The sequence below is a fragment of the Komagataeibacter sp. FXV3 genome (assembly GCF_015155755.1).
In the GTDB taxonomy this organism is placed as follows: domain Bacteria; phylum Pseudomonadota; class Alphaproteobacteria; order Acetobacterales; family Acetobacteraceae; genus Komagataeibacter.
This window is the reverse complement of the sequence record NZ_VWPI01000077.1, coordinates 20,492-42,573: the sequence shown is the minus strand read 5'-3', so window position 1 is coordinate 42,573 and position 22,082 is coordinate 20,492. Positions and strand designations below refer to the sequence as shown.

The following is a 22,082-nucleotide window of genomic DNA, read 5'->3' as shown; positions in this document are numbered from 1 at the left end:
GGGGCGGGCCACCAGAACCGCGGTCCGGGTGAAACAGTCAGGAGCCCCGGATATGGCCAAAAAAATCGTTGGCTACATCAAGCTGCAAATCCCCGCCGGCAAGGCGAATCCGTCCCCGCCGGTTGGTCCGGCACTGGGTCAGCGCGGCCTGAACATCATGCAGTTCTGCAAGGAGTTCAACGCGAAGACGCAGGGTCTCGAACCCGGTATGCCGATTCCCGTCGTCATCACCGCGTATGCCGACCGTACGTTCAGCTTCATTACCAAGACCCCGCCGAACACCTACTTCCTGATGAAGGCCGCCAAGATTTCCAAGGGCAGCTCCACGGTAGGCAAGGCGGCGTCCGTCGGTAAGGTCACGATCGCGCAGCTGCGCGAGATTGCCGAGACGAAGCAGAAAGACATGAACGCCAACGATATCGACGGCGCCGTGCGCATGCTGGCGGGTTCCGCCCGCTCCATGGGTCTCGACGTGGTGGAGGGCTGATTACAATGGCAAAGAACAAGCGTCTGACCGCAGCCCGCGCCGCTGTCGACAGCACGAAGCAGTATGGCCTGGATGAGGCCATCAACCTGGTCAAGAACAACGCCAAGGCGAAGTTTGACGAGACCGTCGAAATCTCCATGAACCTGGGCATCGACCCGCGTCATGCCGACCAGATGGTCCGTGGCCTGCTGTCCCTGCCCAACGGCACGGGCAAGACCCTGCGCGTTGGCGTGTTCGCCCGTGGCCCGAAGGCCGAGGAAGCGACGGCGGCCGGTGCCGACGTGGTTGGCGCCGAAGACCTGGCCGAAAAGGTGAAGGCTGGCGAAATCGAGTTCGATCGCTGCATCGCGACGCCGGACATGATGGCGCTGGTCGGTCGTCTGGGCAAGATCCTCGGCCCGCGTGGCCTGATGCCCAACCCGAAGCTGGGCACCGTGACCATGGACGTGAAGGGCGCGGTTTCCGCAGCCAAGTCCGGTCAGGTCGAATACCGCGCGGAAAAGGCCGGTATCGTGCATGCTGGCGTTGGCAAGGCGTCGTTTGACGAAGCCAAGCTGGCCGAAAACATCCGTGCGTTCGTGGACGCCGTCCAGAAGGCCCGTCCCACGGGTGCGAAGGGCACGTATGTGAAGAAGATCGCCCTGTCCTCCACCATGGGGCCGGGTGTTACGGTTGATGCGTCCGCGTTCACCGCGGGCTGACGTCAGCTGAAGAATGACCCCGCCCCGTAACAGGGGTGGGGGAACAGGAGATGGCGGCCTGGCCGTCATTTTCCGAACCTGTCCATGACCGGATGTGGCGCAAGCCTTGATTGCCCGCAGGGGCTGCAACCGGGAGACGGGGATTGCCGGATCGGGGCGAAAGCCCACACTGGTTGTTCCGTTTGAAAGGACAGGCGAACCGGGATATGACCGGCACGCCGGAATATCCCAAGGGTAAACCCTACCTGTTGGCTTTTTGCTGGCAGGTGATGATGGAGACGGGATTTGGACCGTACGGAGAAGCGGGAGTTTGTTGCCTCCCTCGCAGCCGTGTTCGCTGAGACGTCCATGGTCATCGTCACCCGTAATGACGGGCTGAGCGTGGCTGATGTGACGGAACTTCGGCGTCGCGTGCGTGCGGCAGGAGCTACACACAAGGTCGCGAAGAACCGGCTGGCCTCTCTCGCCCTGGCAGGGACCCAGTTCGAAGGCATCAAGCCGCTGCTGAAGGGGCCGACCGCGTTATCGTGGGCGGATGAACCCGTGGCCGTGGCGAAGGTGCTGGTCGAGTTCGCCAAAACCAATGAAAAGCTTGTTCTGCTTGGTGGATCACTTGGTGCCCAGACGCTCGGCGTCGAAAGCATCAAGGCTCTGGCCGAGCTGCCGTCCCTGGACGTTCTGCGCGCGCAGCTGGTGGGGCTTATCTCCACGCCAGCCACGCGTATCGCAGGCGTGCTGCAGGCGCCGGCAGGACAGCTTGCACGGGTTTTTGGTGCCTATGCCAAGACGGGCGAAGCAGCCTGAGACCTATGACCCGGCCCGCCGGGTTATCAAAAAAATGGCATTTTCCTGAAAAAACGGGATTGTGCTGTGCCAACCAGTGTATAAATTAGGAAGACCAAAATTATGGCCGATCTGAACAAGATTGTTGAAGACCTGTCCGCTCTGACCGTTCTGGAAGCTGCCGAGCTGTCCAAGCTGCTGGAAGAAAAGTGGGGCGTTTCCGCTGCTGCTCCGGTTGCCGTGGCTGCTGCTCCGGGTGCCGCTGCTGGTGGCGCGCCGGCTGAAGAGAAGACCGAATTTGACGTTGTCCTGACCAAGGCCGGCGACAAGAAGATCAACGTGATCAAGGAAATCCGCGCGATCACGGGTCTGGGCCTGAAGGAAGCCAAGGATCTGGTCGAGGGCGCGCCCAAGACCATCAAGGAAGGCGCCAGCAAGGATGAAGCCGAGAAGATCAAGAAGACCCTTGAAGACAACGGCGCTGCTGTCGAAATCAAATAAGTTGGCCAATCGGGATGCGTCGTTTATGACGCACTCAGGCTGATTGTTCAGGTGAGGGTGGAAACCGTCTGGTTTCCGCCCCCTTGGGCGTTACAGGCACCCTGGCCGCGAGGCTTCGGGTGCCTTTGGCGGTAGTAAAGGGTTGGTCGGGCCGCAGGTCCGGTCGATCCGCCAAGGATTTTTACGGGCCGCGCAGTCCGCGTGACATTCGTGTCACGGTCGTGCGGACCTGTGTGGATGGGGGCTGGATAGGCGATGAACGCGATTACAAAATCGTTCACGGGACGCAAACGCATCCGCAAGAGCTTCGGGCATATACCCGAGGTCGCTCCGATGCCCAATCTGATCGACGTGCAGCGGGCAAGCTACGAGACGTTCCTTCAGATGAATGTGGCGCCCGACAGCCGGACGCCGACGGGCCTGCAGGAAGTGTTCCGTTCCGTCTTTCCGATCAATGATTTCGCGGGGCGCGGGCGTCTGGAATTCGTCAGCTATGAGCTGGAAGAACCGAAATACGACGTCGAGGAATGCATCCAGCGCGGCCTGACCTTCGCCGCGCCGCTGAAGGTGATCCTGCGCCTGATCGTGTGGGACGTGGATGAAGATACCGGATCGCGCTCGATCCGCGATATCAAGGAACAGCCGGTTTACATGGGCGACATGCCGCTCATGACCGATAACGGCACCTTCATCATCAACGGGACCGAGCGTGTCATCGTCAGCCAGATGCACCGCAGCCCCGGCGTGTTCTTTGACCATGACAAGGGCAAGACCCATTCTTCGGGCAAGTTCCTGTTCGCCGCGCGTGTCATTCCCTATCGCGGGTCGTGGCTCGACTTCGAATTTGACAGCAAGGACCTGATCTACGTCCGCATCGACCGCAAGCGCAAGCTGCCGGTCACCACGCTGCTGTACGCCTTGGAAGGGGAGGCATCCGAAGTCGCCCGCGCCGCCAAGGCCGCTGAGGGTGGCGACGTGGAGTCCATGGAAATCCGTGGCATGGATCCTGACGAGATCCTGAGCTACTTCTACGGCAAGGTCGAGTTTACCAAGACGGAAAAGGGCTGGGCCCGCCGCTTTGATGCTGATTCCTTCCGTGGCATGAAGCTGCTTGAGCCGCTGATCGATGCCCAGACGGGTGAGGAAGTCGCCCCGGTCGATGCGAAGCTGACCGCGCGCATGGTCCGCAAGATCGAGGAAAATACCAAGGAAGTGCTGGTTGGTCCGGCCGGGCTGATCGGGCGTTTCGTTGCATCCGACATCGTCAATGAACACACGGGCGAGATCTTTGCTGAAGCCGGTGACGAACTGACCGAGCAGAAGCTGGAAGAACTCGAGGAAGCGGGCCTGACCACGCTGTCCACCCTTGCAGTTGACGCGGCCAATGGCCCGTGGATCCGCAATACGCTGGCCGTGGACAAGAATGCCTCGCGTGATGAGGCGCTGACCGACATCTATCGTGTCATGCGCCCCGGTGAGCCGCCGACGCCCGAAACGGCGGAAGCCATGTTCTCCGGCCTGTTCTTCGATCCGGACCGTTATGACCTGTCTGCCGTTGGCCGCGTGAAGATGAACATGCGCCTTGGCGTGGACGTGCCCGACACGGTGCGCGTCCTGCGCAAGGAAGACATCCTGCGCACCGTCAAGATCATGTGCGAACTGAAGGACGGTCGCGGCGCGATTGACGATATTGACAACCTTGGCAACCGTCGCGTGCGGTCGGTTGGCGAGCTGATGGAAAACCAGTACCGCGTTGGCCTGCTGCGTATGGAGCGCGCCATCCGCGAACGCATGGGTTCCGTCGATATCGACACGGTCATGCCGCATGACCTGATCAACGCCAAGCCGGCAGCGGCTGCGGTGCGTGAGTTCTTCGGTTCGTCGCAGCTCAGCCAGTTCATGGATCAGACCAACCCGCTGTCGGAAGTCACGCACAAGCGTCGTCTTTCGGCGCTTGGCCCGGGTGGTCTGACACGTGAGCGCGCGGGCTTCGAAGTCCGTGACGTGCACCCGACGCATTATGGCCGTATCTGCCCGATCGAGACGCCGGAAGGCCCGAACATCGGTCTGATCAACTCCCTGGCTACCTATGCCAAGGTAAACAAGTACGGCTTTATCGAAACCCCGTACCGCATGGTTGAGGACGGCGTCCTTCAGGATGGCTGGAAATACCTTTCCGCCATGGAAGAGGAAAAGCTGGTCGTTGCCCAGGCGGATGCGAAGCAGGACGCGCAGGGCCACCTGACGGACGACCTGGTTTCGGTGCGCCGTGGTGGTGACTTCCGTCAGGTTCCGCCGACTGATGTGACGGCGTGTGACGTCTCCCCCAAGCAGCTTGTCTCCGTCGCCGCGGCCCTCATCCCGTTCCTTGAGAACGATGACGCCAACCGCGCACTGATGGGCTCGAACATGCAGCGTCAGGCCGTGCCGCTGGTGCGTTCGGACGCGCCGCTGGTCGGCACGGGCATGGAAGCCGCCGTGGCTCATGACTCCGGTGCCGCGATCGTGGCCCGTCGCCATGGCGTGGTGGACCAGATTGACGGTGCGCGTATCGTTGTCCGTGCCACGGATGATGCCGGTGCGACGCAGGGCGTGGATATCTACCGCCTGCGCAAATACATGCGTTCCAACCAGTCCACCTGCATCAACCAGCGTCCGCTGGTGCGCGTGGGTGACCAGGTCCGTGCGGGTGAGATCATCGCCGATGGCCCGTCCACCGAACTGGGTGAACTGGCGCTGGGCCGTAACGTGCTGGTCGCGTTCATGCCCTGGAATGGCTACAACTTCGAAGATTCGATCCTGATTTCCGAACGGATCGCGCGTGATGACGTGTTTACCTCGATCCATATCGAGGAATTCGAGGTCATGGCCCGTGACACCAAGCTGGGTCAGGAAGAAATCACCCGCGATATTCCCAATGTCGGTGAGGAAGCGCTGCGCAACCTCGACGAAGCCGGGATCGTGTATGTGGGCGCCGAGGTGAATCCCGGCGACATCCTGATCGGCAAGGTCACGCCAAAGGGCGAAAGCCCGATGACGCCGGAAGAAAAGCTGCTGCGCGCCATTTTTGGTGAAAAGGCGTCCGATGTCCGTGACACCTCGCTCAAGCTGCCGCCGGGCACGACGGGCACCATCGTTGACGTGCGCGTGTTCTCCCGCCGTGGCGTGGACAAGGACGAGCGCGCGATGGCGATCGAACGCGCCGAGATCGAACGCCTTGCCAAGGACCGTGACGATGAACGCGCCATTCAGGAACGTTCCTTCTACAACCGTCTGCGCGAACACCTGATCGGCCAGACGGCTGGCACGGGCTTCAAGGGCATCCGTTCGGGCACCGAGATCACGGATGAGGTCCTGTCCGAGCATCCGCGCGGCGCATGGCGCAACATCACCGTAATGTCCGATGAGGTCATGGCGGAACTGGAAACGCTGCGTCGTGAATTCGATGCTGCCGTTTCCAAGATCCAGGCCCGTTTCGACAACAAGGTCGAGAAGCTGCAGCGCGGTGACGAACTGCCGCCGGGCGTGATGAAGATGGTCAAGGTCTTTGTCGCGGTGAAGCGCAAGCTGCAGCCGGGTGACAAGATGGCCGGTCGCCATGGTAACAAGGGTGTCGTCTCCCGCGTTGTGCCGGTTGAGGACATGCCGTTCCTTGAGGATGGCACCTCGGTTGACATCGTGCTGAACCCGCTGGGCGTGCCGTCGCGCATGAACGTGGGGCAGATCCTTGAAACGCATCTGGGCTGGGCCTGCGCCAATATCGGCCGCCAGGTGGCCCAGCTGGCCGATAATTACCAGCGCCATGGCGAAAAGCGCCAGGAACTGCTGGATGAACTGAAGTCGGTCTATGGCGACAAGGTTTATGACGAGCAGATCGGCGATATGACCGATGCGCAGCTGCTGGAACTGTGTGGCAACCTGCGCAAGGGCGTGCCGATTGCAACGCCGGTGTTCGATGGCGCGTCCATTCCGGATATCGAAACCATGCTGCAGAAGGCGGGCGTGGACAAATCCGGGCAGTCGCAGCTGATCGACGGGCGCACGGGTGAACCGTTCGAGCGCAAGACCACGGTCGGTTACATCTACATGCTCAAGCTGCATCATCTTGTTGATGACAAGATCCATGCCCGTTCCATCGGTCCGTACTCGCTGGTGACCCAGCAGCCGCTGGGCGGTAAGGCGCAGTTCGGTGGACAGCGCTTTGGTGAAATGGAAGTGTGGGCGCTGGAAGCTTACGGCGCGGCTTACACACTGCAGGAAATGCTGACGGTCAAATCGGATGACGTGTCCGGTCGTACCAAGGTGTATGAGGCCATCGTGCGCGAGCAGGATGACTTCGAAGCCGGTATTCCGGAAAGCTTCAACGTCCTGATCAAGGAACTGAAGTCCCTTGGCCTGAATGTTGACCTGGAACAGAGCGGTTCCTGACCGGGCCTTGTGTTGCACGTCGGTCCATACATTTTTCTTTCAGGAGTGGAAGCAGGTAACGCGGCTGCTTCCGCTTCATTCCCTCAGGGGGTTTGCGGCGCATGAATGAACTCATGAAGATCCTTGGTCAGGGCGGCCAGGCCATGACCTTCGATCAGATCAAGATCCAGCTGGCTTCGGCCGAGCAGATCCGTTCCTGGTCGTACGGCGAGATCAAGAAGCCCGAGACCATCAACTACCGGACATTCAAGCCGGAACGTGATGGCCTGTTCTGCGCGCGGATATTCGGTCCGATCAAGGATTACGAATGCCTGTGCGGCAAGTACAAGCGGATGAAATTCCGCGGCATCATCTGCGAAAAGTGCGGCGTTGAAGTCACGCTGGCCAAGGTCCGGCGTGAGCGCATGGGCCATATCGAACTGGCAAGCCCCGTCGCCCATATCTGGTTCCTCAAGTCGCTTCCCAGCCGTATCGGCCTGATGGTCGACATGACGCTGAAGGATCTGGAAAAGATCCTGTATTTCGAAAGCTACGTGGTTCTGGAACCCGGCACGTCGCCGCTCAAGCAGTACAGCCTGCTGACGGAAGACCAGTACCTTGATGTCATGGACGAGCATGGTGACGAGGGGATCGAGGTCGGCATCGGTGCCGAAGCGATCAAGAAGATCCTGGAACGCATCGACTGCAAGGTCGAAAAGGAAGAGCTGCGTCAGGAACTGAAGGACACCACGTCCGAAGCCAAGCGCAAGAAGCTGGTCAAGCGCCTGAAGCTGGTCGAGGCCTTTGCCGACAGTGAATCGCGCCCGGAATGGATGATCCTGGAACTGGTGCCGGTCATCCCGCCCGAGCTGCGCCCGCTGGTGCCGCTGGATGGTGGCCGGTTCGCGACGTCGGACCTGAATGACCTGTACCGTCGCGTCATCAACCGTAACAACCGTCTGAAGCGGCTGATCGAACTGCGTGCGCCGGACATCATCGTCCGTAACGAAAAGCGCATGCTGCAGGAATCGGTCGATGCGCTGTTCGACAACGGTCGTCGTGGCCGCGCCATCACGGGTGCGAACAAGCGTCCGCTGAAGTCGCTGTCCGACATGCTGAAGGGCAAGCAGGGGCGTTTCCGCCAGAACCTGCTGGGCAAGCGCGTTGACTACTCCGGTCGTTCGGTCATCGTGGTTGGCCCGGAACTGAAGCTGCATCAGTGTGGCCTGCCCAAGAAGATGGCGCTGGAACTGTTCAAGCCGTTCATCTATTCCAAGCTGGAAAAGTACGGTCACGCCACCACCATCAAGGCTGCCAAGCGGATGGTGGAAAAGGAACGTCCCGAGGTCTGGGATATCCTTGAAGAAGTGATCCGCGAACATCCCGTCATGCTCAACCGCGCGCCGACGCTGCACCGTCTGGGCATCCAGGCGTTCGAGCCGGTGCTGATCGAAGGCAAGGCGATCCAGCTGCACCCGCTGGTCTGCACCGCGTTCAACGCGGATTTCGACGGTGACCAGATGGCCGTGCACGTGCCGCTGAGCCTTGAGGCGCAGCTGGAAGCGCGCGTGCTGATGATGTCAACCAACAACATTCTCAGCCCCGCCAACGGCAAGCCCATCATCGTGCCGTCGCAGGATATCGTGCTGGGGCTGTACTATCTCAGCCTCGAGACCCCGGAATTCCGGGCTACCCCCGACCAGAACAGCTATGATGACAAGGGGCAGGTGACGGTTGCGGGCGCGCCTTCCTTCTCCAGCGTGGGCGAAGTGGAATATGCACTCAGCACGGGTGCGGTGAAGCTGCATGACAAGATCCGCGCGCGTATCGAAAATATCGATGCCGAGGGCAAGGTCGCGCGCGAAACCGTCGTGACCACGCCGGGCCGCATGCTTGTCGCCCAGATCCTGCCGCGCAACGCCGCGCTGCCGTTCTCGCTGATCAACCGGCAGCTGACCAAGAAGATCGTGTCGGACGTCATCGACGCGGTTTACCGGCACTGCGGCCAGAAGGAATGCGTAATCTTCTGTGACCGCCTGATGGGGCTTGGTTTCCGTCATGCGGCGAAGTCGGGCATTTCCTTCGGCAAGGACGACATGATCGTTCCGACCGAGAAGAAGGAACTGGTCGATCGCACCGCCGCCGAGGTGAAGGAGTTCGAACAGCAGTATCAGGACGGCCTGATTACCGCGGGCGAACGCTACAACAAGGTGGTCGATGCCTGGTCGCGCTGTACGGACGAAGTGCAGGCCGCGATGATGAAGGAGATTTCCAAGCAGGAAATCGGCAAGCCAACCAATTCCGTGTGGATGATGAGCCACTCCGGTGCGCGTGGGTCGCCAGCACAGATGAAGCAGCTGGCCGGCATGCGTGGCCTGATGGCCAAGCCGTCGGGTGAAATCATCGAACAGCCGATCATCGCCAACTTCAAGGAAGGCCTGTCGGTTCTCGATTACTTCACCTCCAGCCACGGTGCGCGTAAGGGTCTGGCCGATACCGCGCTGAAGACCGCGAATTCGGGTTACCTGACCCGTCGTCTGGTCGACGTGGCGCAGGACAGCATCATTGTCGAGGAAGACTGCGGCACCGAACGCGGCCTGACGGTCCGTGCGGTCATGGATGGTGGCGAGGTCGTCGCGTCCCTGTCCGAGCGGATGCTGGGTCGTACCCTTGCGGCCGACGTGCTGGATCCCGCGACCGGCAAGGTGCTGTTCCCGCGCAATACGCTGATCGAGGAAGCCCAGGCCGAGCAGATCGAGAAGGCGGGTGTCGAAAGCCTGCTGATCCGCTCTGTGCTGACCTGTGACAGCCGTGTGGGTGTGTGTGGGCACTGCTATGGCCGTGACCTTGCGCGTGGCACGCCGGTCAACATTGGTGAGGCTGTGGGCGTCATTGCCGCCCAGTCCATTGGTGAGCCGGGCACCCAGCTGACCATGCGTACCTTCCATATCGGTGGTGCGGCGCAGCGTGGCGCCGAGCAGTCGATGGTCGAGGCATCGCGTGACGGCAAGGTGACGATCCGCAACAAGAACGTTGTGCATAACAGTCAGAACGTGCCCATCGTCATGTCGCGTAACTGTGAAATCCTGCTGACGGATGACCGCGGCACCGAACGCGCCCGCTACCGTGTGCCCTATGGTGCGCGCCTGCTGGTGGAAGACGGGGCCGAGGTCACACGTGGCCAGAAGATGGCCGAGTGGGATCCGTACACCCTGCCGATCATCACCGAACAGCCCGGTAAGGTCGAATATCTGGACCTGATCGACTCCATCACCCTGGTGGAGCGGATGGATGAGGTGACGGGCCTGACGTCGAAAGTGGTCGTGGACTACAAGCAGGCTTCCAAGGGGATCGACCTGCGGCCGCGCCTGCAGCTGAAGGACGCCAATGGCGATGTGGTGAAGCTGGCCAACGGCAACGACGCCCGCTACTTCCTGTCGCCTGATTCGCTGCTGTCGGTTGAAAACGGCGCGCAGGTCAATGCTGGTGACGTGCTGGCGCGTATCCCGCGTGAAGGCTCCAAGACGCGTGACATTACCGGTGGTCTGCCACGCGTGGCCGAACTGTTCGAGGCCCGTCGTCCGAAGGACCACGCCATCATCTCGGAAACCGAGGGGCGTGTGGAATTCGGCAAGGACTACAAGTCCAAGCGCCGTGTCATCGTGAAGAACGACGAGACGGGCGAGGAGACGGATTACCTGATCCCCAAGGGCAAGCACGTTTCCGTTCAGGAAGGCGATTTTGTCCAGGTTGGCGATCCGCTGGTCGACGGTCCGCGCGTGCCGCATGACATCCTGAAGGTTCTGGGTGTCGAGGCGCTGTCCGACTATCTCGTCAACGAGATCCAGGACGTCTATCGACTGCAGGGCGTGAAGATCAATGACAAGCATATTGAAGTCATTGTCCGTCAGATGCTGCAGAAGGTGGAAATCCTTGAACCGGGCGATACGACCTACCTGATCGGTGAGACGGTGGACCGTATCGAGTACGAGGAAGAGAACACCAAGCGCCTGAACATGGGCGAGCGTCCGGCTGTTGCCATGCCTGTGCTGCAGGGCATCACGAAGGCGTCGCTGCAGACGCAGTCCTTCATCTCCGCCGCATCCTTCCAGGAGACCACACGTGTCCTGACAGAGGCTGCTACGGCCGGGAAGAAGGATACGCTGAACGGCCTGAAGGAAAACGTCATCGTCGGTCGCCTGATCCCCGCAGGGACGGGCAGCGTGATGAACAAGCTCCGTGCCGTTGCAGCGGGCGAGGACAAGCAGCGTCTGGCCCAGGCCCGCGCTACGGTGGCCACCACCAAGGCCGCCGAGTAACAATACGAGTGAAATGCCAGATACCGAATGCTCGGTATCTGGCATGATTCGATGCTGCACTATTGTCACCATCCGATTCAGGCGGTATCAGCGGCCTGACGGAGCGGTGCTCCGAGTCCGATGGAACAGAGTCGCTCTGTCGGACTGCTAGCGAATCCTGCGCAAGGCTTGACTTTTGGTCAGTTTGCCCGTAGGTAACGCGCCCTCGGCTAGCCCTGTCTGAAAGACGTCGTTGGCCGTCGAATGCAGCATGCAGACATGCGGTGCCGCAGTCCGGGAATCGGGCTGCCCAGGCCGGATGTAAATATGATGCCCGAACGAATGGTTGTCATTCGTTGGGGTTTTGTTGTGAACGACAGTCGGCAACCAGATATGGGGTTGGCCGGCCGAATTTTGTAAGGATCGGGAAAGGCGTATGCCGACCATCAACCAGTTGATCGCGAAAGGTCGCGAGCCCGCAGCCAAACGCAACAAGGTTCCTGCTCTGCAGGGCTGTCCGCAGAAGCGTGGCGTTTGTACTCGTGTTTACACAACCACACCGAAGAAGCCGAACTCGGCTCTGCGTAAGGTGGCAAAAGTTCGCCTGACCAACGGGTATGAGGTTGTGAGCTATATTCCGGGTGAGGGGCATAACCTCCAGGAACATAGCGTTGTCCTGATCCGTGGTGGTCGCGTTAAGGATCTTCCTGGCGTGCGTTATCACATCCTGCGCGGCGTTCTGGACACCCAGGGTATCGCCAAGCGTCGTCAGCGTCGCTCGCTCTATGGCGCGAAGCGTCCTAAGTAAAAGGAATAACGAGGCATGAGTCGCCGTCATCGCGCAGTAAAGCGCGAGATTCTTCCCGATCCGAAATTTGGTGATGTCGTCATTACGCGTTTCATGAACGCCCTGATGTACGATGGCAAGAAGTCCACAGCCGAAGGGATCGTCTATGGCGCCCTTGAGGTGCTGCGTCGCCGTGGTGGCGCTGCTGCGGACCCTGTGGTCATGTTCCACAGCGCGCTGGACAACGTCAAGCCGGCTGTCGAGGTGCGTTCCCGCCGTGTTGGTGGCGCCACCTACCAGGTTCCGGTCGAAGTCCGGGCCGAGCGCCGTCAGGCGCTGGCAATCCGCTGGCTGATCGACGCGTCGCGCAAGCGGGGCGAGAACACCATGCAGGATCGTCTGTCGAACGAACTTCTTGATGCCGTCAACAATCGTGGCGCCGCGGTCAAGAAGCGCGAAGACACGCACCGCATGGCCGAAGCCAACAAGGCATTCAGTCATTACCGCTGGTAAAGGCGGTCTGGCCGGTCTATTGACCTGCCCGGCTTCCGAAACGGAACTTTCCAACCCGACTCTCGGCACGAGGCCGAGTTAACGGAGAAAACGATGGCAAAGGCTAAATTTGAGCGGAATAAGCCGCACTGCAACATCGGCACGATTGGTCACGTCGATCACGGCAAGACCTCGCTGACCGCTGCTATCACCAAGACGCTGGCGAAGGCCGGTGGTGCGGAATTCAAGGCGTACGACATGATCGACGCCGCACCTGAAGAACGCGCCCGTGGCATCACCATCTCGACCGCGCACGTCGAGTACGAGACCGCGAAGCGTCACTACGCACACGTCGACTGCCCCGGCCATGCTGACTATGTGAAGAACATGATCACCGGTGCCGCGCAGATGGACGGCGCGATCCTGGTTGTGTCCGCTGCTGACGGCCCGATGCCGCAGACCCGTGAGCACATCCTGCTTGCCCGCCAGGTTGGCGTGCCGGCGCTGGTCGTGTTCCTGAACAAGGTTGACCAGGTTGACGATCCGGAACTGCTGGAACTCGTCGAAATGGAAGTGCGTGAGCTGCTGTCCGCTTACCAGTTCCCCGGCGACGATATCCCCATCATCAAGGGTTCTGCCCTGGTGACGCTGGAAGATGGCGATCCGGAAGTTGGTGAAAACCGCGTCATGGACCTGATGAACGCGGTTGACGAATACATCCCGCAGCCGGAACGTCCGATTGACCGTCCGTTCCTGATGCCGATCGAAGACGTGTTCTCCATCTCCGGTCGTGGCACTGTGGTGACGGGCCGTGTCGAGCGTGGCGCCGTGAACGTTGGCGACGAAATCGAGATCGTTGGTCTGCGTCCGACGCAGAAGACGACCGTGACCGGCGTTGAAATGTTCCGCAAGCTGCTTGATCGCGGTGAAGCAGGTGACAACATCGGCGCGCTGCTGCGTGGCACGAAGCGTGAAGACGTTGAGCGTGGCCAGGTGCTGGCGAAGCCGGGTTCCATCACCCCGCACACCAAGTTCAAGGCTGAAGCCTACATCCTGACGAAGGAAGAGGGTGGCCGTCACACGCCGTTCTTCACCAACTATCGTCCGCAGTTCTATTTCCGCACGACCGACGTCACCGGCGTCGTTCACCTGCCGGAAGGCACGGAAATGGTCATGCCTGGCGATAACGTCGCCATGGATGTGGAGCTGATCGCTCCGATCGCCATGGATGAAGGCCTGCGCTTCGCTATTCGCGAAGGTGGCCGCACCGTTGGTGCAGGTGTTGTTGCTTCCATCACGGCGTGATTGGACAATAACTGAAGTGTGGCATCCCGGTCGGAGCGATCCGGCCGGGTTTCCATTGCGGATCGGGTTCCCCCGAATCAGGTAAAGTTGGACTGAAACAGAAAGATGGACAACCAGAACATCCGCATTCGCCTGAAGGCGTACGATCATCGGGTGCTTGACAACAGCACGAAAGAGATCGTCAACACGGCGAAGCGTACGGGTGCGCGGGTTCGGGGTCCTATCCCGCTGCCGACGCATATTGAACGGTTCACCGTGAACCGCTCCCCCCACGTGGATAAGAAAAGCCGCGAGCAGTTCGAAATTCGGACCCATCGCCGGCTGCTCGACATTGTCGAGCCGACCCCGCAGACCGTGGACGCTCTCATGAAACTCGACCTCGCCGCTGGCGTGGATGTCGAGATTAAACTCTAAGGTCCAGACGATGCGCACCGGATTGATCGCAAAAAAGCTGGGTATGACCCGGCTGTTCAAGGAAGACGGCACACATGTGCCGGTGACTGTCCTGCAGGTTGATGATCTGCAGGTGGTTGATGTCCGTACGACCGAGCGTGATGGCTACACCGCCGTCCAGCTTGGTTCGGGCAAGGCCAAGGTCAAAAATGTGTCGAAGCCGAACCGCGGCCATTTTGCCAAGGCCAAGGTCGAGCCCAAGAAGAAGCTGGCTGAATTCCGCGTTGCGGATGACGCCGTCCTGGAAGTCGGGGCTTCTCTGTCCGCTACCCATTTTGTGGTGGGACAGAAGGTGGACGTTACCGGCACCAGCAAGGGTAAGGGTTTTGCCGGCGCGATGAAGCGCTGGAACTTTGCCGGTCTCGAAGCCACCCACGGTGTCTCGATCAGTCACCGTTCGCACGGTTCGACGGGTAACCGTCAGGATCCGGGCAAGGTTTTCAAGAACAAGAAGATGGCCGGCCATCTCGGTTCCGAGCGTGTGACCACGCTGAACCTCGAGATTGCGGCTGTTGACGCCGAAAAGAACCTGATCATGATCCGCGGCTCCGTGCCGGGCGGAAAGAATGAATCGGTTCTGGTTCGTGATGCGATCAAGAAGGCCCGTCATGCCGAGGCGCCGTATCCGGCGGCCCTGGTTGAGGCTGCGGGCTGAGGATAGAGGGCAATGGATTACGATATCAAAACCCTCGATAACGGAAGCGCAGGCAAGGCCAGCCTTCCCGACGAGATTTTCGCCGCAACCCCGCGCACGGACATCATGGCGCGCGTGGTGCACTGGCAGCTGGCAAAGCGCCGGGCGGGTACGCACAAGGTCAAGGGCATGGGGGAAATCTCCGGCACGACCAAGAAGCCGTACCGCCAGAAGGGCACCGGCAGCGCCCGTCAGGGTTCGCTGCGTTCGCCGCAGTACCGCACCGGTGGTGTGGTTCATGGCCCGGTCGTGCGCGACCATGGCTATGACCTGCCCAAGAAGGTACGGCGTCTGGGCCTGATCTCGGCGCTGTCGCAGAAAGCGGCGGAAGGGAAGCTGGTCGTGCTTGATGCCGCGACCGCCTCGGGCAAGTCTGCTGAGCTTGCGAAGAAGCTGAAGGTTCTGGGCTGGACATCCGCCCTGATCGTGGATGCCGCCGTTGAGGAAAACTTCGGCCGTGCCGCGCGCAACCTTCCGAAAATCGATATTCTCCCGACCATCGGCGCGAATGTCTATGACATCCTGAACCACGATGTGCTGGCTATTACCCGCGCAGGTGTTGAGGGACTGAAGGAGCGTCTGGCATGACCAACATCCTGGCAATCCGCAAGAAGGCGGAACGCATGTCGCGCGAAGCGATGTACGACATCATCCGCGCGCCCCTGATCACGGAAAAGGCTACGGCCCTGTCCGAGAAGAATCAGGTCGGTTTCAAGGTTGCGATCGATGCGACGAAGCCGGAAATCAAGGTAGCGGTCGAGACGCTGTTTGGCGTGAAGGTTCTGGGTGTCAACACGCTCATCCAGAAGGGTAAGGCCAAGCGCTTCAAGGGACGTCCCGGCCAGCGTTCGGATGTGAAGAAGGCGTTTGTCCAGCTTGCTGAAGGTCAGTCCATCGACCTGACCGCGAAGCTGGTCTGACGTGGGGTGACAAGAAATGGCATTGAAGCACTTTAATCCAGTTACCCCCAGCCTGCGCGGAACGGTTCTGATCGACCGCAAGGAGCTGTGGAAAGGCAAGCCCGTCAAGGGCCTGACCGAGGGGAAGAACAAGAGCGGCGGTCGTAACAACCACGGCCGCACCACCTCGCGTTTCATCGGTGGCGGACACAAGCAGTCCTACCGCTATGTTGATTTCAAGCGTCGCAAGTTCGACGTGGTCGGCACGGTGGAACGTCTGGAATACGATCCGAACCGTACGGCCTTCATCGCCCTCATCAAGTACGAAGATGGCGAGCTGGCCTACATCATCGCACCGCAGCGTCTGAAGGTAGGCGATCAGGTTGTTGCTGGCACCCGCGCCGATATCAAGCCGGGCAATGCAATGCCCCTGTCGTCGGTTCCGGTGGGTACGATCATCCACAACATCGAGCTCAAGGCCGGTGGTGGTGGCAAGATCGCCCGTTCCGCTGGCACCTATGCACAGCTGGTCGGCAAGGATGTGGGCTATGCCCAGATCAAGCTGCAGTCCGGTGAGCTGCGTGTCGTCCGTGCGGAGTGCATGGCCACCATTGGTGCCGTGTCCAACCCGGACAACATGAACCAGCATCTGGGCAAGGCAGGCCGCAACCGCTGGCTGGGCCGCCGTCCGCATAACCGTGGTGTCGTCATGAACCCGGTTGACCATCCGCATGGTGGTGGTGAAGGACGGACCTCGGGCGGTCGTCATCCGGTTACGCCATGGGGCAAGCCGACTAAGGGTTACAAGACCAGGGTCAACAAGCGTACGGACAGTCTGATCATCCGTCGCCGGAAGACCGGCAAGTAAGGGGCATTTAAGATGGCACGTTCCGTCTGGAAGGGCCCGTTCGTGGACGGGTATCTGCTGAACAAAGCCGATGCATCGCGCGCGTCGGGCCGTAACGAAGTGATCAAGATCTGGTCGCGTCGATCCACCATCCTGCCGCAGTTCGTCGGACTGACGTTCGGCGTCTATAACGGGCACAAATTCCTGCCCGTGCAGGTTTCCGAGAATATGGTGGGGCACAAGTTCGGTGAGTTTTCACCGACCCGTACCTTCACGGGTCATTCTTCGGACAAGAAAGCGAAGCGGGGCTGATCATGAGCAAGCCTAAGCATCCGCGCACGCTCGCGGAAACCGAGGCGCAGGCGCTGACGCGGAACATCCGCATCAGCCCACGCAAGCTGAACCTTGTTGCGGGTCTGATCCGCAACAAGCCGGCTGCGCAGGCGATCGCCACCCTCACATTCTCCAAGCGTCGTATCGCCCAGCAGGTCAAGAAGACCCTGGAAAGCGCGATCGCCAACGCCGAGAACAACCATCAGCTGGACGTTGACCAGCTGGTTGTTGCCCGTGCAGAAGTGGGCAAGTCGATCGTGATGCGTCGTTTCCACGCACGTGGTCGTGGCCGTTCGGCCCGCATCGAGAAGTTCTTCAGCCACCTGACCATCGTTGTGGCGGAAAAGAAGCCCGAAGCTGAAACCGAAAAGAAGGCGGCCTGATCCATGGGACATAAAGTTAATCCGATCGGGCTGCGGCTCGGTATTAACCGGACATGGGACAGCCGCTGGTATGCTGATGCCGATTATGCGCGTCTGCTGCATGATGACCTGAAGCTGCGGTCCTACCTGCGCCGCAAGCTGTCCGGTGCCGGTGTATCCCGCGTTGTGATCGAACGCCCGGCCAAGAAGCCGCGCGTGACCATCTACGCGGCCCGTCCGGGCGTCGTGATCGGCAAGAAGGGCCAGGACATCGATGTGCTGCGCAAGGATCTGGCCCGCATGGCCAAGACCGACGTCGCGCTGAACATCGTCGAAATCCGCAAGCCGGAAATCGATGCGACCCTGGTGGCCGAGAACATTGCCCAGCAGCTCGAACGTCGTGTTGCCTTCCGTCGCGCCATGAAGCGTGCCGTGCAGTCCGCCATGCGCCTGGGTGCGCAGGGGATCCGGATCAACTGCTCCGGCCGTCTGGGCGGTGCGGAAATCGCACGTGTCGAGTGGTATCGTGAAGGCCGCGTGCCGCTGCATACGCTGCGTGCGGACATTGATTATGGTGTGGCGACCGCCAAGACGACCTATGGCACCTGTGGTGTGAAGGTCTGGATCTTCAAGGGTGAGATTCTTGCCCATGATCCGCTGGCGCAGGACCGTCGCGCCGCCGAACAGGCCCCGCAGCGCTAATCTGCGGGGTCCAATGGACCTAAATGCGCCAGGCGGCGCGTGAGGATTTAGAAAATGCTTTCTCCCAAGCGGACAAAGTACCGCAAGGCCCACAAGGGGCGTATTCATGGGTTGGCCAAGGGTGGCACAACCCTGAATTTTGGGGCTTTTGGCCTGAAGGCTCTGCAGCCTGAACGGATCACTGCCCGCCAGATCGAAGCTGCCCGTCGTGCCATTACCCGTGCCATGAAACGTGCCGGTCGTGTCTGGATTCGGATTTTCCCTGATCTTCCGGTCTCGACAAAGCCCGCAGAAGTGCGTATGGGGTCCGGCAAGGGGTCGCCTGAATACTGGGTGGCTCGTGTGAAGCCGGGTCGTATCCTGTTCGAGATTGAAGGCGTGCCGCCGGAAGTCGCGCGTGAAGCGCTGGCTCTGGGTGCGGCAAAGCTGCCGATCAAGACCAAGTTCGTGACCCGTATCGGAGAGGCGTGAGATGGCAAAGGCAACAAAGCCGGCCGATCTGCGTGCCAAGACTGTTGAAGAACTGGATACGCTTCTCGTCGATCTGAAGCGCGAGCAGTTCAATCTTCGGTTTCAGCATGCGACCGGTCAGACCGAGGGGCAGTCCCGCATGCGCGAAGTTCGTCGTGAAATCGCGCGTGTGAAGACTGTTGCAACCGAGGTTGTGAAGAAGAGTTCCGCTGGCCACGCGCCGGCAGTAAAGTCCTGAAGGGAGACGGGCGATGCCAAGGCGCGTCCTGACCGGACGGGTAACCAGCGACAAGATGGACAAGACCGTAACGGTTCTTGTCGATCGTCGCGTTATCCATCCGTTGTATAAGAAGTTCATTCGTCGCTCTAAAAAGTATGCGGCGCATGACGGCTTGAATGAATGCAAGGTGGGCGACACGGTGCGCATTGAAGAATGCAAGCCGATTTCCCGCCGCAAGACCTGGACTGTCGTTGTCCGGAATGGCCAGCCGCTCACGGCTGCCGCCGGTGCCACGTCTGGTGCGCAGGCGTAAAGAAGGGCATAGACCATGATCCATCCCGAGACCAACCTTGACGTGGCCGACAATTCCGGTGCCCGTCAGGTGCAGTGCATCAAGGTGCTGGGCGGTTCCAAGCGGAAGACTGCCTCGGTCGGCGACGTGATTGTCGTGTCCGTCAAGGAGGCCATCCCCCGCGGCAAGGTCAAGAAGGGCGACGTACACCAGGCGGTGATCGTCCGTACCTCTTACCCCGTGCGTCGCGCCGACGGCAGCGCCATCCGCTTTGACCGCAACGCGGCCGTGCTGATCAACAAGCAGCAGGAGCCGATTGGCACCCGTATCTTTGGCCCGGTCGTGCGCGAACTGCGTGCGCGCAAGTTCATGAAGATCATCTCGCTGGCGCCGGAGGTGCTGTAATGGCTGCTCGTATCAAGAAGGGTGATCAGGTTCTGGTCACCACCGGTGGTTCCAAGGGAACCCGTGGCGAGGTTGTTACAGTCCTGCCCGCAGCCAACAAGGCTGTTGTGCGCGGCGTGGCGATTGCGAAGCGTCACACCCGTCCGTCCCGCATGGGTGAGCAGGGTGGCATTATCCAGAAGGAAATGCCGGTTCACCTGTCCAACCTGAAGCTGATCGATCCCAAGAGCGGTGACCCGACGAAGGTCGGCTTCCGCGTTCTGGAAGATGGTCGCAAGGTTCGTGTCGCCAAGGCGACCGGCGAAGTTATCGAAGGCTGAGGAGGCGGGTATGTCTGAAGTGAAAGAAGCCCGTCCTGTGCCGCGCATGCAGAAGCGCTATCAGGATGAGATGCGCGCGAAACTGCGTGAGCAGTTCGGGTACAAGAACGAGATGCAGGTTCCGCGTCTTGAGAAGATTGTCCTGAACATGGGCGTGGGCGAAGCTGCCGGCGATCAGAAGAAGCTGGATGCAGCCGTCAAGGAAATGACCCTGATCGCAGGTCAGAAGCCGGTCAAGACCGTGGCCAAGAAGGCCATCGCCGGTTTCAAGATCCGTGAAGGGCTGCCGATCGGGTGCAAGGTGACGCTGCGTCGTGCGCAGATGTTCGAGTTCCTGGATCGTTTCGTGACGATTGCCCTGCCGCGCGTGCGTGATTTCCGCGGGCTGCCGGCGAACAAGGGTTTCGACGGTCGTGGTAACTTTGCGATGGGCCTGAAGGAACAGATTGTCTTCCCGGAAATCGAATACGACAAGGTCGACGAAATCCGTGGCATGGACATCATCTTCGTGACCACCGCGAAGACGGATGCGGAAGCAAAGGCTCTGCTCAAGGCGTTTGATCTGCCCTTCGCTGCATAAAAATGTAGCGAAAGGGCTTCCGTCTGAAGTCCAGAAGACCTAATACACACGTTGTTTGGAAAACCGTTGGGACTGGCCCGACAGGTTCCGGAGGGTAAAACAAGGCATGGCCAAAATTTCCGCCGTTAACCGGAATGTCAAGCGCGAGCGCATGGCAAACCGGGACCGGGCTAAGCGGACTGCACTGAAGAACATCATCATGGATCGGTCTCTGCCGGTTGAAGATCGCTTCGATGCATCGCTCAAGCTTGCTGAACTTCCTCGCAATGGTTCGCGCGTCCGCGTGCGTCTGCGCTGCAAGTTGACGGGGCGTCCTCGCGCCAATTACAGAAAGTTCGAACTCTGCCGTATCGCCCTGCGCGACCTGGCCTCCAATGGTCAGATCCCGGGTATGGTCAAATCGAGCTGGTAAGGGCAGGGAACGATGTCACTTTCTGATCCTTTGGGTGATCTGCTCACCCGGATCCGCAATGCGCAGCGTGCACGGCATGCTGCCTGCGTGGCGCCAGCTTCCAAGCTGCGCGCCAGTGTTCTCGAGGCGCTGCGCCGCGAGGGATATATCCGTGGTTTCTCACGCGAGGAACTGCGTAAAGGTGTGGCCCAGCTGCGCATCGAGCTGAAGTATCTCGATGGTGAGCCGGTCATCAAAGAAATCCACCGTGTGTCCAAGCCGGGACGCCGCGTCTATTCCAAGATCAAGGAACTGCCGCGTGTGTATGCCGGGCTGGGCGTGTCGATCCTGTCGACGCCGCGCGGTGTCCTGTCCGACGCGGAGGCCCGCGCTGCCAATGTTGGCGGTGAAGTCCTCTGTCGTGTATTCTAAGGAGGGATAAATGTCGCGAGTGGGCAAATATCCCGTCGAATTACCGTCGGGCGTTCAGGTTTCCATTGCTGATGGTGTGCTGACGGCAAAGGGCAAGCTGGGTGAACTCAAGCTGCCGCTGTCCAGCCATGTTTCGGTTGATGTTGCGGATGGCAAGGTTGCCGTCAAGCCGGTCGATACCCAGGCACAGGCCCGCATGATGTGGGGGACAACCCGTTCCCTGATCGCGGGTATGGTCAAGGGCGTGTCCGAAGGGTTTTCCAAGACGCTGGAAATCTCCGGGACAGGTTACCGTGCCGCAGTGCAGGGGACGAACCTGGTCATGAACCTCGGTTATTCGCATGACATCGTTTATGCGATTCCCGCAGGGATCAAGATCACGACCCCCCGCCCCACGGCGGTCACGGTCGAAGGCATTGACAAGCAGCGGGTTGGTCAGGTCGCACTTGACATCCGTAGCTTCCGCAAGCCCGAGCCCTACAAGGGCAAGGGTGTCCGTTACGAAACGGAAACCATCCGTCGCAAGGAAGGTAAGAAGAAATAATGAGCACGCAGAAGGATCTGCGGGAACGGCGGCGTCAGCGCCTGCGTTTCCAGCTTCGCCGCAAGAGCGGTGGCCGTCCGCGTCTGTCGGTGTTCCGTTCGGGCAAGAACATCTACGCGCAGGTGATCGACGACGCTGCCGGCCGTACCCTGGCCGCGGCATCGACCCTGGACAAGGACCTGCGTACCGCCCTCAAGGGTGGCACGGACGTCAAGGCGGCGGGTGCAGTTGGCAAGCTTCTGGCCGAACGCGCAGTGGCTGCAGGTGTGTCGAAGGTCGTTTTCGACCGCGGCGCGTATCTCTATCATGGGCGTATCAAGGCCCTGGCGGAGGCTGCCCGTGAGGGCGGTCTCTCGTTCTGACGAAAGGGTCACGC

27 protein-coding genes are annotated in these 22,082 nt (G+C 60.4%); all 27 read left to right on the top strand.

Annotated elements, in window-relative coordinates; all coding sequences use genetic code 11:
- The first annotated feature begins 52 nt into the window (after positions 1 to 52).
- The 27 genes from rplK to rplR all read left to right on the top strand — a co-directional run bounded on the left by rplK (position 53) and on the right by rplR (position 22,068).
- Positions 53 to 487: a 50S ribosomal protein L11 gene (gene rplK, locus F1542_RS07690; RefSeq protein ID WP_010513094.1), complete on the top strand. Its 435-nt coding sequence runs from the start codon at positions 53 to 55 to the stop codon at positions 485 to 487.
- A gap of 5 nt (positions 488 to 492) precedes the next feature.
- A complete protein-coding gene (rplA, locus tag F1542_RS07685; protein WP_193732510.1) occupies positions 493 to 1,188 on the top strand; it encodes a 50S ribosomal protein L1 in 696 nt (231 codons plus the stop codon).
- Between the two features lie 285 nt (positions 1,189 to 1,473).
- Positions 1,474 to 1,992 (top strand): 50S ribosomal protein L10, encoded by a 519-nt coding sequence (gene rplJ / locus F1542_RS07680; protein WP_193732509.1) that lies wholly within the window; start codon positions 1,474 to 1,476, stop codon positions 1,990 to 1,992.
- Between the two features lie 102 nt (positions 1,993 to 2,094).
- Positions 2,095 to 2,472, top strand: a complete 378-nt coding sequence (gene rplL, locus F1542_RS07675; protein WP_010506747.1) for a 50S ribosomal protein L7/L12 — start codon at positions 2,095 to 2,097, stop codon at positions 2,470 to 2,472.
- 255 nt (positions 2,473 to 2,727) lie between these two features.
- On the top strand, positions 2,728 to 6,900 hold the full coding sequence (gene rpoB, locus F1542_RS07670) for a DNA-directed RNA polymerase subunit beta (protein WP_193732508.1): 4,173 nt from the start codon (positions 2,728 to 2,730) through the stop codon (positions 6,898 to 6,900).
- Positions 6,901 to 7,001: 101 nt separating this feature from the next.
- Complete coding sequence (gene rpoC / locus F1542_RS07665) at positions 7,002 to 11,198, top strand: DNA-directed RNA polymerase subunit beta' (protein WP_193732507.1); 4,197 nt, start codon at positions 7,002 to 7,004, stop codon at positions 11,196 to 11,198.
- A gap of 415 nt (positions 11,199 to 11,613) precedes the next feature.
- Entirely contained in the window at positions 11,614 to 11,985 is a 372-nt protein-coding gene (gene rpsL / locus F1542_RS07660; protein ID WP_003621118.1) for a 30S ribosomal protein S12, read from the top strand.
- A gap of 15 nt (positions 11,986 to 12,000) precedes the next feature.
- Positions 12,001 to 12,477 carry a 30S ribosomal protein S7 gene (rpsG, locus tag F1542_RS07655; RefSeq protein WP_007399617.1) on the top strand — a complete coding sequence of 159 codons (477 nt, stop codon included), beginning with the start codon at positions 12,001 to 12,003 and terminating at the stop codon, positions 12,475 to 12,477.
- A 93-nt stretch (positions 12,478 to 12,570) separates the two neighbouring features.
- Complete coding sequence (gene tuf, locus F1542_RS07650; RefSeq protein ID WP_010506739.1) at positions 12,571 to 13,761, top strand: elongation factor Tu; 1,191 nt, start codon at positions 12,571 to 12,573, stop codon at positions 13,759 to 13,761.
- A gap of 105 nt (positions 13,762 to 13,866) precedes the next feature.
- Positions 13,867 to 14,175: a 30S ribosomal protein S10 gene (gene rpsJ / locus F1542_RS07645; RefSeq protein ID WP_007282720.1), complete on the top strand. Its 309-nt coding sequence runs from the start codon at positions 13,867 to 13,869 to the stop codon at positions 14,173 to 14,175.
- Between the two features lie 10 nt (positions 14,176 to 14,185).
- Positions 14,186 to 14,869: a 50S ribosomal protein L3 gene (rplC, locus tag F1542_RS07640; RefSeq protein WP_029329235.1), complete on the top strand. Its 684-nt coding sequence runs from the start codon at positions 14,186 to 14,188 to the stop codon at positions 14,867 to 14,869.
- 12 nt (positions 14,870 to 14,881) lie between these two features.
- Complete coding sequence (gene rplD, locus F1542_RS07635; RefSeq protein WP_010506735.1) at positions 14,882 to 15,496, top strand: 50S ribosomal protein L4; 615 nt, start codon at positions 14,882 to 14,884, stop codon at positions 15,494 to 15,496.
- A gap of 35 nt (positions 15,497 to 15,531) precedes the next feature.
- A complete protein-coding gene (locus F1542_RS07630) occupies positions 15,532 to 15,828 on the top strand; it encodes a 50S ribosomal protein L23 (RefSeq protein ID WP_010506732.1) in 297 nt (98 codons plus the stop codon).
- A gap of 16 nt (positions 15,829 to 15,844) precedes the next feature.
- Positions 15,845 to 16,675: a 50S ribosomal protein L2 gene (gene rplB, locus F1542_RS07625; protein ID WP_010506731.1), complete on the top strand. Its 831-nt coding sequence runs from the start codon at positions 15,845 to 15,847 to the stop codon at positions 16,673 to 16,675.
- Between the two features lie 12 nt (positions 16,676 to 16,687).
- Positions 16,688 to 16,966: a 30S ribosomal protein S19 gene (rpsS, locus tag F1542_RS07620; RefSeq protein ID WP_007399623.1), complete on the top strand. Its 279-nt coding sequence runs from the start codon at positions 16,688 to 16,690 to the stop codon at positions 16,964 to 16,966.
- Positions 16,967 to 16,968: 2 nt separating this feature from the next.
- Positions 16,969 to 17,370, top strand: a complete 402-nt coding sequence (rplV, locus tag F1542_RS07615) for a 50S ribosomal protein L22 (RefSeq protein ID WP_007399624.1) — start codon at positions 16,969 to 16,971, stop codon at positions 17,368 to 17,370.
- A 3-nt stretch (positions 17,371 to 17,373) separates the two neighbouring features.
- Positions 17,374 to 18,051, top strand: coding sequence for a 30S ribosomal protein S3 (gene rpsC / locus F1542_RS07610; protein ID WP_010506729.1), 678 nt, complete (start codon positions 17,374 to 17,376; stop codon positions 18,049 to 18,051).
- Positions 18,052 to 18,105: 54 nt separating this feature from the next.
- Positions 18,106 to 18,522: a 50S ribosomal protein L16 gene (gene rplP, locus F1542_RS07605; RefSeq protein WP_007399626.1), complete on the top strand. Its 417-nt coding sequence runs from the start codon at positions 18,106 to 18,108 to the stop codon at positions 18,520 to 18,522.
- 1 nt (position 18,523) lies between these two features.
- Positions 18,524 to 18,760, top strand: coding sequence for a 50S ribosomal protein L29 (rpmC, locus tag F1542_RS07600; RefSeq protein WP_010506728.1), 237 nt, complete (start codon positions 18,524 to 18,526; stop codon positions 18,758 to 18,760).
- 13 nt (positions 18,761 to 18,773) lie between these two features.
- Positions 18,774 to 19,055, top strand: coding sequence for a 30S ribosomal protein S17 (gene rpsQ, locus F1542_RS07595; RefSeq protein WP_193732506.1), 282 nt, complete (start codon positions 18,774 to 18,776; stop codon positions 19,053 to 19,055).
- Positions 19,056 to 19,070: 15 nt separating this feature from the next.
- Positions 19,071 to 19,439 (top strand): 50S ribosomal protein L14, encoded by a 369-nt coding sequence (gene rplN / locus F1542_RS07590; RefSeq protein ID WP_007399629.1) that lies wholly within the window; start codon positions 19,071 to 19,073, stop codon positions 19,437 to 19,439.
- Positions 19,439 to 19,759 (top strand): 50S ribosomal protein L24, encoded by a 321-nt coding sequence (gene rplX, locus F1542_RS07585; RefSeq protein WP_025439065.1) that lies wholly within the window; start codon positions 19,439 to 19,441, stop codon positions 19,757 to 19,759. The genes rplN and rplX overlap by 1 nt, the downstream gene beginning before the upstream one ends.
- 10 nt (positions 19,760 to 19,769) lie before the next feature.
- On the top strand, positions 19,770 to 20,339 hold the full coding sequence (rplE, locus tag F1542_RS07580) for a 50S ribosomal protein L5 (RefSeq protein ID WP_039732878.1): 570 nt from the start codon (positions 19,770 to 19,772) through the stop codon (positions 20,337 to 20,339).
- Positions 20,340 to 20,445: 106 nt separating this feature from the next.
- Positions 20,446 to 20,751 (top strand): 30S ribosomal protein S14, encoded by a 306-nt coding sequence (gene rpsN / locus F1542_RS07575; protein ID WP_010506721.1) that lies wholly within the window; start codon positions 20,446 to 20,448, stop codon positions 20,749 to 20,751.
- A 12-nt stretch (positions 20,752 to 20,763) separates the two neighbouring features.
- Positions 20,764 to 21,162, top strand: a complete 399-nt coding sequence (rpsH, locus tag F1542_RS07570) for a 30S ribosomal protein S8 (protein ID WP_010506719.1) — start codon at positions 20,764 to 20,766, stop codon at positions 21,160 to 21,162.
- A 10-nt stretch (positions 21,163 to 21,172) separates the two neighbouring features.
- Complete coding sequence (gene rplF / locus F1542_RS07565) at positions 21,173 to 21,706, top strand: 50S ribosomal protein L6 (protein WP_193732505.1); 534 nt, start codon at positions 21,173 to 21,175, stop codon at positions 21,704 to 21,706.
- Positions 21,706 to 22,068, top strand: coding sequence for a 50S ribosomal protein L18 (gene rplR / locus F1542_RS07560; RefSeq protein WP_193732504.1), 363 nt, complete (start codon positions 21,706 to 21,708; stop codon positions 22,066 to 22,068). The genes rplF and rplR overlap by 1 nt, the downstream gene beginning before the upstream one ends.
- The last annotated feature ends 14 nt before the right edge of the window (positions 22,069 to 22,082 follow it).